Genomic DNA, 8,755 nt, shown 5'->3' on the forward strand with positions numbered 1-8,755 from the left:
TTTTTACTTCTTATTAATTACTTTAATTCCTTCTTGAGTGCCAATAATCGCTTGTGTTGTCATATCTAAAAAATAACCTGTTTCTAGCACACCTGTGAGATGAATTAAAAATTCATGTAATTGATAAGGATCTATCTTACTTTTTAATTCACAGTCTAAAATATAATTCCCATTATCTGTAATAAATGGTATATCCTCATTCATTCTTCGTTCGACTGAGATATCATTATATGTTTCAATTTTTTTAGATATCAGTAACCAGTTAAATTTATCAACTTCAATAGGTAATTTGAAAGTTTCACCTAAGTAATTTACCATTTTACTTTCGTCTGCTAAAACTATAAATTGTCTTGCCATTTCATCAATGACTTTCTCTCTGAATAAGGCACCACCGCCTCCCTTAATAAGGTTTAAATCTGAATCAATTTCATCTGCACCATCAATAGCTAAATCTATATAAGTAATATCATTAATATCAACCACATTAATATTATATTGTTTAGCAAGAAATTCACTTTTATTAGATGTACATACACCTGTAACATTTAAATTATCTTGTTGAATACGCTCTGCAATCTTAGGAATCAATAGTTCAATTGTACTTCCTGTTCCAATTCCAAGAATCATATTATCTTGGATTTGAGCTACTGCATCATCTGTCGTCATTAATTTGAGTTCTTTCGCATCCTTCATCGGTACTATAACTCCTTTTCATATACTCATTTATTATTTTACACTAGCCTTTTTAAAATACCTAGGTCTATTTTACATTCATTTAATTTATCAAAAGATATTTTTATACTTTTTAAAAATATAGTAAAATAACAGATATGATAAAAAAGGAGACCATAACATGATTCCCGTATATGCTATTTCAACTGGTAAAATTGAAACTTTAAACTATGATCAAAAACGTCCAATGCATTCTGCTTTAAATAAAACAATGTTTTCTGGAAAAATGTGGTTATCTTATACAGGGTTCAGTGAGGATGAACAAGCTTATAAGGACCATGGTGGTCCACACAAAGCTGTTTGTTGTTTTAGTAAGAAAAATTATGCAATGTATAAAGATGATATTAATATACTACCTGATTATGCAATGTTTGGTGAAAATTTAACTCTCGTTGACCTTGATGAAAATGATGTGTATTTTGGAAATCAATATCAATTAGGAGAGGCAATTGTAGAAGTTTCTGAAATACGTGAACCTTGCTGGAAGATTCAAAGAAAGTATGGTATTAAACATTTAGTTAAGCGGATGTCATCCTCAGGTAAAACAGGATTTTATATGCGTGTTTTAAAAGAAGGTTATGTGCAGCAACAAGATCATTTATTACTCCTTAAAACTGCTGAATCTCCTACACGCTTATCTGTTCAAAATTTGAATGATATTTATTATAATGACCGTGAAAATATAGATCGTTTAAATAAAGCTATTAATAATCCTTACTTATCTCCTAAACGTATTGAAAAATTGAAATTATTAAAAGAAAAAGCAATGAATAAATAGAAACATACCACTATCACTTAATGTCATAGTGGTATGTTTCTGAATAAAAATAAAGTTATTTTTCTGAAATATGATATATTGTCTTCGCATAAAATGGAACATTAGCTTTTAGAATTGACTTAGCTTTATTGCCTTCATTATTAATATCATTAGGTAAGTATTGTGTTTCTAGCGCTACACCTGAATGAGGTTTATAAATATTAAAATCACTCTTCCATTCTGATGTATCATTAAAAGTAAAAATTACTATATTAGTCATTGTTGTTTCTACATCTAACGCAAACTCGTTATTTTCAACGATAAGACGATGATGACCAATATCAAATGGGTGATCAAGACCTTTATTAAAATATATTTGTTCTTTAATTTGTTTATCTTCAGAATTAAAAATATCTTGAAATTGAATAGGTCGATGATTAAATCGTTCTAATAAATCAATAGGCTGTTGACTGGAAATAAGATGGTTCTGATCAATAGGATACATTTTTAATTGTTCACTTATTATAGAGTGATTATCAATGACATTATTATCTCTATTTAGATTAAAGTACACATGATTTGTAGGATTGAATAATGTATCTTCATTTGATGTTGCTTCATATTCAATCGTCCAGCGATGTTCAACATCATATGTATGTATAACCTTAATCATCATATCTCCAGGATAACCATCCTCTTTTGATTGTATCTGAAGTTTAAATATAACTTTAATATTTGTTATATTATTTTGTATTTCATAATCAAACAACCGTCTGTCTAAACCATTACTACCGCCGTGAAGTTGATTAGTCATTTCATTTGCTTCCAATTGATAATATTTATTGTTCAAATTAAAAGAAGCATTTTCAATACGTCCTGCATATCGTCCAATAGTAGCTCCAAATTTATATGGATTTTCAGGGTAAAATTCATCCGCTTCTACTTTATTACCTAACACAATATTATTATCATGATATTTCCAACACACAATTCGTGCTCCATAGTTTGTAAATACAATATACGTATCGTCATTATCTATTTTAATTAAATCTATACCATGATTTTGTTTCTCTACTTCAACTATCATTACTTACGTCTCCCTCTCAACACGCTTGATCAGGCTCTATTTGGTAAAATCATTATTAATACGCCAATAATGCATACAACAGCACCTAAGACATCATACTTATCTGGAATTTGTTTATCAAATACAAATGACCATATGATACTCATTATAATAAACACTCCGCCATATGCCGCATAGACACGTCCAAAGGTTGGAAACACTTGAAATGTAGCAATCACACCATATAAGACAAGCACTAGTCCACCAATCCACCCTAACCAACTTGATTGTCCTTCCCTTAACCACAACCAAATTAGATAGCCTCCACCAATTTCACAGAGACCTGATAATACAAAAATAAATATTGAATATATCATTTCTTTATTCACCAACTTTTGAAAAGTTAGTTTCATTGTAGCAAACTGCTTTAAATTTCATCTATTACTTTTAAACTTTGACTTTATCATCAATACATATTGTTACACTTTTTTAATTAATATTCCATAGGTTTTATATAAATTTAAAAATGTAAACGCTATCTATTAAATGTTTTTTCATTCTCTATCAATGCATTTAATATTTTCTAACTCTAACATTTTCCACTATAATAAAATTATTAAAAAATTTAGACAAGCATCCAAATGATTCATTTAAAGAAAGAGGTATTTATATTGGACTTTGTAAATAAACCAACAATTGAAACGGCTAAATCTTTATTAGGCGTTAAAATTAGTTATCAAGATCAAACACAAACTTATAGTGGCTATATTGTCGAAACAGAAGCTTATTTAGGTTTTAAAGATAAAGCAGCACATGGATTTGGTGGGAAACAAACGCCTAAAGTCACTTCTTTATATCAACGTGGTGGAACCATATATGGCCATGTTATGCATACGCATTTACTTATTAATTTAGTAACACGTGAAGAAGGTATCCCAGAAGGTGTCTTAATACGTGCAGTTGAACCTGAAGATGGTATCGAAACTATGAAAATCAACCGAAATAAATCTGGTTTCGAACTTACAAATGGGCCAGGAAAGTGGACTAAAGCATTTAATATTCCTAGAGCAATAGATGGTTCAACAATTAATCAATGTCGTTTATCTATTGATGTAAAGAATAGAAAATTTCCTAGAGAGATTGAAGAAAGTGCACGTATAGGTATCCCAAATAAAGGTGAATGGACAGAAAAACACTTAAGATATACTGTTAAAGGAAATCCATATGTCTCTAGAATGAGAAAATCCGATTGTCTATTACCAGAAGAAACATGGAAGTAACACCTCATTCAATAAAAAATCGCTTTTGAAAAGGTCGTCCTTCTTCAAAAGCGATTAATATTATCCACGTTCAACTTTTAAATGTCTTTGCTCTATCCAAGACATTAACTTACTATCAAAAACAATTTTACTTTGTTTTAAATCATTAATATCTTTAGCATCTAGCATTGTCATAATAGATTTCATATGGTCTATAAATGATTCTACATATTCAATGGTACTAGTAATACCAGCATGTTCAACCTGATTTAAAAATGGACGTGACATGCCAACAGCTTTTGCACCTAAAGCTAAACTTTTAATTGCATCTAAAGGTGTTCGTAATCCACCACTTGCAAATACATTTAGTTTATTTTGATAACTTATACTTTCAAGTAATGATTCTACAGTCGATTGGCCCCAATTTGAAAGGTAATCCATGTCTTTATTTGAACGACGCTCATTTTCTATTGTGACAAAATTAGTGCCACCCTTTCCACTCACATCTACATACGTTACACCTATATTTACTAAAGATTGTAGTAATTCTTTACTCATGCCAAATCCTACTTCTTTAATGATAACAGGTACACTTACGCGTTGAACAATTGCTTCCACATTTTCTAACCATGTCGAGAATTCTCTATTCCCTTCTGGCATCACTAATTCTTGTGGTGCATTCACATGTACTTGTAAAGCTTGTGCGTCTAATAATTCAACTGCTTTAACAGCTTTATCTACTGGTACATCTGCCCCTACATTACTAAATATAATGCCCTCAGGGTTTGTTTTACGTACAATGCTGAATGATTCAGCCATCTTAGGATTTCTTAAAGCTGCATGCGTAGATCCTACAGCCATAGCTAAGCCTGTTTCTCTAGCAACGACTGCTAACTTTTCATTAATTGCCTTAGTCCAATCACTTCCACCTGTCATTGCATTAATGTACAAGGGAAATGTCATATCAAAATTTGAAGTATGACTCGTTAAATCCACTTGATTCACATTGATATTTGGAATTGAATGATGTACAAACCTCATACGGTCAAAATCTGATTGAGGGACATCTTGTTGTGCCATTGCAATTTCTACATGTTCATTTTTTCTTTGCTCTCTTTGGATATCTCTCATGTAACAACCTACTTTCCTTAAACTATGTTCTATATTAAAACCACTTTTTCTTTTTAAAAAAGAGAATTAATGCAATTGAAATGAGTAACATTATAGTTAAACAAATAAAATAACCATAGTGCCATTTTAACTCTGGCATATATTCAAAGTTCATTCCATATACGCCTACTATAAATGTTAAAGGAGAAAATATAACTGACACGAGTGTCAATACTTGCATAATACTATTCATTCTAAACGAAGAATAAGATTCAAAATTTTCTCGAATTTCATTTGTCATTTCTTGAGAGGTTCTAATAATATTATTTTGTTTAATAATATGATCATCAATATGTTGAATATACATTGAATGTTTATAATCTACAATTAAGTTACCTTCAGTCTTAATTGTATTCACAAGTTCTTGCATTGGGAATAATACACGTTTTATTTTTATAAGATTAGAACGTAATTGAAAGACATTATCCATTACTTTTTTACTATGTGTATCATCTACATGCGCATCTTCAAAGCTGTATACCTCATCTTCAATGGCATAAACAAAATCAAAATATTTATCTACCATCATATCAAGGATATGTATAACGATATCAGCACAATCTAAATCTGGATCATGTTTACGAGCATTCATATTGACAACTTCCATTAATGATTCAAAATGGTGTTGATGATAAGTAATTAATGTTTTTCCGTCTAGAAATACGTTCAATGCTATAGGAGTAAAATCATCTTTATGCATACTATGAAATACCATGTATTGGTAATCATCATAAGATTTATATTTAACTCGTGGTACCCCTTTAATAGCATCTTCTAATTCTAAATAGTTAAAATTATAGTTTTCAATCAAAAAATCATTTTCTTCGGATGTTGCATCTTCAAAATCCAACCACACAATAGTAGCATCATTAGGTACATCACTGATCTGTTCAACTTGAGTTAGTGGTTCGTTCTTAGTTTGATATCGAATTGTCATGGTCATCTTTTTGTTTCCTCCTATTTAACCATACGGTTATCATTCTACCATGAATTAAATATTGTGTATGTGTTATTTTATGTTAGTAAAGTATTTTTATAAAATTTCAAAGAAAGGATAAAATATTATGAACTATCCATTTATTATTCATAAAAGCGTAGTATCTTCTCAAGTAGATTTTAACCAACATATGCACGATGCAGAATATAATTCAGTTTTCAGTGAAGTTATTAGTGAATTTAATCATTATAATGGTTTATCATTAAAAGAAAGAGAAGCGCTTAATTATACAACATTTACAGTCGAAGAACATACAACATATTTAAAGGAATTACACTTCGAAGAATCGTTTTCAGTTCGTGTTCGTATTTATGATTATGATGAAAAACGTGTTCACTTCTTTTTAGAATTATTTAAAAATGATGAAACTTTAGCTGCAACAAGCGAAATAATGATGATGGGTATTAATCGTTTAACACGCCGCCCTGCTTCTTTCCCCGCACATTATAAATCTAATATCCAAATATACTATGATTCTCAATATGATCAGCGTTGGCCTAAATCATTAGGACATCAAATCGGCATTCCAAAAAAAGGAGAGGCATAATGACAGAGTCTATTTCTGAAATCTTAGAAAACACATTATTTGATCTTAGTGATACACTTAAACTACATTTAATTGAATTAAATGAAAATCGTTCATTATTTATGAATGGACCAAGTCAAGAGCTCATTCAACGAACATTTAATATCAGTTTTTACCAAGGACAAAAACAAGCGATAGAAGCATTAGATAGAGAAATTAAAACGACTACGGATGAAAATGATTTAATAGCTAATCTAAAAAGATATTCTCAAGACGTTGAACAACAACTTTTAAATGTAATAGAATTACATACTACAACTTATGAATCCGAAGAAAACTTAAGGTTGGCACAATCTCTCGATACTTATTATCATTGTAAAGGTCAGCATGATATTATTAGTGAATTATTATTGCAAATCAATAAATATTCAATATAAAAAATATAGGACTAAAGTAAAATCTAACTCAATTCTACTTTAGTCCTTATCATTATTCATGAATTGCCTTATTAATTTGTTTAATCACCTTATGAGATTCATGAATTGGGAATAACGCAAAGTCATGAAACATTTTTGGATACTCAAAAAATTGTATAGATTGATTATAAGTTTCCAATTCATATGCCAAACGTTGCATATCTGGATAATAAATTTCCTTACCACCACCAAACATTATAATTGGTGGCAATCCTTGTTTTATTCCATATATCGGAGAAATTAAAGGATTTGATAATGGTTCTTTATCGCTCCACACATTCATTATATTTTGAAGTCCTTGAATATTAACAAAACGATCTTTTTCAACCAAATTTTCAGTAATTTGAGGATTTGTCATTGTTGCATCAAGCATCGGAGAAATTAAACATATTTTATATGGTAACGTTTTGCCATTTTCTACTAATTGTTGTACATAACTAAGTGCAAGTGCTCCACCAGTTCCATCACCCATAATAACAATATTTTCATTATTAACTTCACTTAATAACGATTCATATACATTATTAATTGCTTTAAATGTATCTTTAAGATGAAACTCTGGTGCTTTAGGATATATCGGTAAAACGACCTCATATAAAGTGTTGAGTGCAAGTTTGTCCATTAATCTCCAATGGAATGGAGAAGGTTGTAATGTGTTGTATCCACCATGAATATACAAAATTTTCTTTTTAGTTTCGTGACGAAAATTAAATCTAAACACTTGCATATCTCCTAAAGATAATTTATCAAGATTTGCTTTCACATTTAAAGTTGGAGGTTGCTTATGTTTCGCTCTATTAATATCTTTTCTACGCTCCATAAACGATTCAAATTCGTCTTTACTCTTAAACTGAATTGAGCGATTATGTAGTAAATATTTATTAACGATTCTATTTACCATACGTGTTTTCATAAAATTTTTACCTACCTTATAAATTTATAAAATTAATCAAACTTTATTACAGAAAGCTTAAAAAACGATATAATACTATTTATATGATTAAAAATGAGCAATCTAGTTCATATAATTGCCTATTGCATATTAAATTCAGTATAAATGAGTCAACTATAGAAAACAAATGAATGACGGCAAAGGAGTAATAATAATGCAAAATCCTAATAGATATCAAACAAACCGCCCCCCATATGATCGTGTTAACCAACAAGCTTATTATGGTAAAAAGAAAAATTCGTGGATAAGTTTAATTATACATATCATCATTCTTATACTTGTAGGGATTACTTGTTATAGCATGTATAAACAGCCTATTCTAAATTTTGTTCTTGCAAATCAAGCGATTGATTTCTCTGAGATTAAAAATTTTCAAAATACAACTACTCAGATTGGACCACTCAATATTAATATTAGTGAAGTCGCTAACTTACAAGGTGTAATCGATAAATTTATTCTAGCCTTTAATATATTTTTCGTTTTATGTATTGGCAGCATGATTATTTCAATTTTAACCATTGTATTTAATAGAACGATTTTAAAAGTGATTAATTTCATCATTATCGCTGTTGCATTAATGATTGCTTTTTCCTTTAGTTATACAATTCAAATGTTAGGAAAGCAAATCTCTCAGAACTTGCATCACTTTTTCTTAGATTTACCACCAAATCAAATTATTACTGAAGCAGATGCTATTCACAATGCACTGATCTTACTTTCAAGTAGTTTAGCGTTATTATTTATAAGCTTTTTCTTTAGAAATCGTCATCCTAGAATCAAATAGAAATGTAATCTCATTTTATATTTAATAAAATAAAAA

11 protein-coding genes are annotated in these 8,755 nt (G+C 29.6%); 5 read left to right on the plus strand and 6 right to left on the minus strand.

What is annotated here, in order from left to right:
* Window positions 1–3: 3 nt before the first annotated feature.
* Window positions 4–693 (minus strand): ribose 5-phosphate isomerase A, encoded by a 690-nt coding sequence (locus NR218_RS12075; protein WP_070663398.1) that lies wholly within the window; start codon window positions 691–693, stop codon window positions 4–6.
* Between the two features lie 160 nt (window positions 694–853).
* Between NR218_RS12075 and NR218_RS12080 the strand changes: the two genes are divergently transcribed.
* Window positions 854–1,510 (plus strand): MOSC domain-containing protein, encoded by a 657-nt coding sequence (locus NR218_RS12080; RefSeq protein WP_017174910.1) that lies wholly within the window; start codon window positions 854–856, stop codon window positions 1,508–1,510.
* Window positions 1,511–1,565: 55 nt separating this feature from the next.
* On the opposite strand, the gene NR218_RS12085 is transcribed toward NR218_RS12080, so the two are convergent.
* Both NR218_RS12085 and NR218_RS12090 read right to left on the minus strand, forming a co-directional pair.
* The gene (locus NR218_RS12085) at window positions 1,566–2,576 is read right to left on the minus strand and encodes an aldose epimerase family protein (RefSeq protein WP_019835635.1); all 1,011 of its coding nucleotides are present in this window, start codon (window positions 2,574–2,576) and stop codon (window positions 1,566–1,568) included.
* Window positions 2,577–2,605: 29 nt separating this feature from the next.
* Window positions 2,606–2,932, minus strand: a complete 327-nt coding sequence (locus NR218_RS12090) for a YnfA family protein (protein ID WP_017174912.1) — start codon at window positions 2,930–2,932, stop codon at window positions 2,606–2,608.
* A gap of 294 nt (window positions 2,933–3,226) precedes the next feature.
* On the opposite strand from NR218_RS12090, the gene NR218_RS12095 reads away from it, so the two are divergent.
* On the plus strand, window positions 3,227–3,835 hold the full coding sequence (locus NR218_RS12095; RefSeq protein ID WP_017174913.1) for a DNA-3-methyladenine glycosylase: 609 nt from the start codon (window positions 3,227–3,229) through the stop codon (window positions 3,833–3,835).
* A 60-nt stretch (window positions 3,836–3,895) separates the two neighbouring features.
* Here NR218_RS12095 and fni read toward each other — a convergent pair whose 3' ends face one another.
* Both fni and corA read right to left on the minus strand, forming a co-directional pair.
* Window positions 3,896–4,945 carry a type 2 isopentenyl-diphosphate Delta-isomerase gene (gene fni / locus NR218_RS12100; RefSeq protein WP_217877872.1) on the minus strand — a complete coding sequence of 350 codons (1,050 nt, stop codon included), beginning with the start codon at window positions 4,943–4,945 and terminating at the stop codon, window positions 3,896–3,898.
* Between the two features lie 34 nt (window positions 4,946–4,979).
* Window positions 4,980–5,927 (minus strand): magnesium/cobalt transporter CorA, encoded by a 948-nt coding sequence (gene corA, locus NR218_RS12105; RefSeq protein ID WP_070813333.1) that lies wholly within the window; start codon window positions 5,925–5,927, stop codon window positions 4,980–4,982.
* A 121-nt stretch (window positions 5,928–6,048) separates the two neighbouring features.
* Here corA and NR218_RS12110 point away from each other — a divergent pair, with 121 nt between their 5' ends.
* Window positions 6,049–6,528 carry a thioesterase family protein gene (locus NR218_RS12110; RefSeq protein WP_070813332.1) on the plus strand — a complete coding sequence of 160 codons (480 nt, stop codon included), beginning with the start codon at window positions 6,049–6,051 and terminating at the stop codon, window positions 6,526–6,528.
* Window positions 6,528–6,944, plus strand: coding sequence for a hypothetical protein (locus tag NR218_RS12115; RefSeq protein WP_070813331.1), 417 nt, complete (start codon window positions 6,528–6,530; stop codon window positions 6,942–6,944). The genes NR218_RS12110 and NR218_RS12115 overlap by 1 nt, the downstream gene beginning before the upstream one ends.
* 52 nt (window positions 6,945–6,996) lie before the next feature.
* Here the strand turns inward: NR218_RS12115 and NR218_RS12120 are convergent, their stop codons facing one another.
* The gene (locus NR218_RS12120) at window positions 6,997–7,896 is read right to left on the minus strand and encodes an alpha/beta hydrolase fold domain-containing protein (RefSeq protein WP_064206691.1); all 900 of its coding nucleotides are present in this window, start codon (window positions 7,894–7,896) and stop codon (window positions 6,997–6,999) included.
* Window positions 7,897–8,089: 193 nt separating this feature from the next.
* Here NR218_RS12120 and NR218_RS12125 point away from each other — a divergent pair, with 193 nt between their 5' ends.
* Window positions 8,090–8,719 carry a hypothetical protein gene (locus tag NR218_RS12125; protein WP_049334621.1) on the plus strand — a complete coding sequence of 210 codons (630 nt, stop codon included), beginning with the start codon at window positions 8,090–8,092 and terminating at the stop codon, window positions 8,717–8,719.
* The last annotated feature ends 36 nt before the right edge of the window (window positions 8,720–8,755 follow it).

Source organism: Staphylococcus sp. SUC_1.2 (assembly GCF_026222585.1).

Coding starts and splice junctions, on each gene's coding strand:
- corA (WP_070813333.1), bottom strand. CDS start 5,927: ATGACCATGACAATTCGATATCAAACTAAGAACGAACCACTAACTCAA.
- NR218_RS12085 (WP_019835635.1), bottom strand. CDS start 2,576: ATGATAGTTGAAGTAGAGAAACAAAATCATGGTATAGATTTAATTAAA.
- NR218_RS12110 (WP_070813332.1), top strand. CDS start 6,049: ATGAACTATCCATTTATTATTCATAAAAGCGTAGTATCTTCTCAAGTA.
- NR218_RS12090 (WP_017174912.1), bottom strand. CDS start 2,932: ATGATATATTCAATATTTATTTTTGTATTATCAGGTCTCTGTGAAATT.
- NR218_RS12115 (WP_070813331.1), top strand. CDS start 6,528: ATGACAGAGTCTATTTCTGAAATCTTAGAAAACACATTATTTGATCTT.
- NR218_RS12075 (WP_070663398.1), bottom strand. CDS start 693: ATGAAGGATGCGAAAGAACTCAAATTAATGACGACAGATGATGCAGTA.
- NR218_RS12125 (WP_049334621.1), top strand. CDS start 8,090: ATGCAAAATCCTAATAGATATCAAACAAACCGCCCCCCATATGATCGT.
- fni (WP_217877872.1), bottom strand. CDS start 4,945: ATGAGAGATATCCAAAGAGAGCAAAGAAAAAATGAACATGTAGAAATT.
- NR218_RS12120 (WP_064206691.1), bottom strand. CDS start 7,896: ATGAAAACACGTATGGTAAATAGAATCGTTAATAAATATTTACTACAT.
- NR218_RS12080 (WP_017174910.1), top strand. CDS start 854: ATGATTCCCGTATATGCTATTTCAACTGGTAAAATTGAAACTTTAAAC.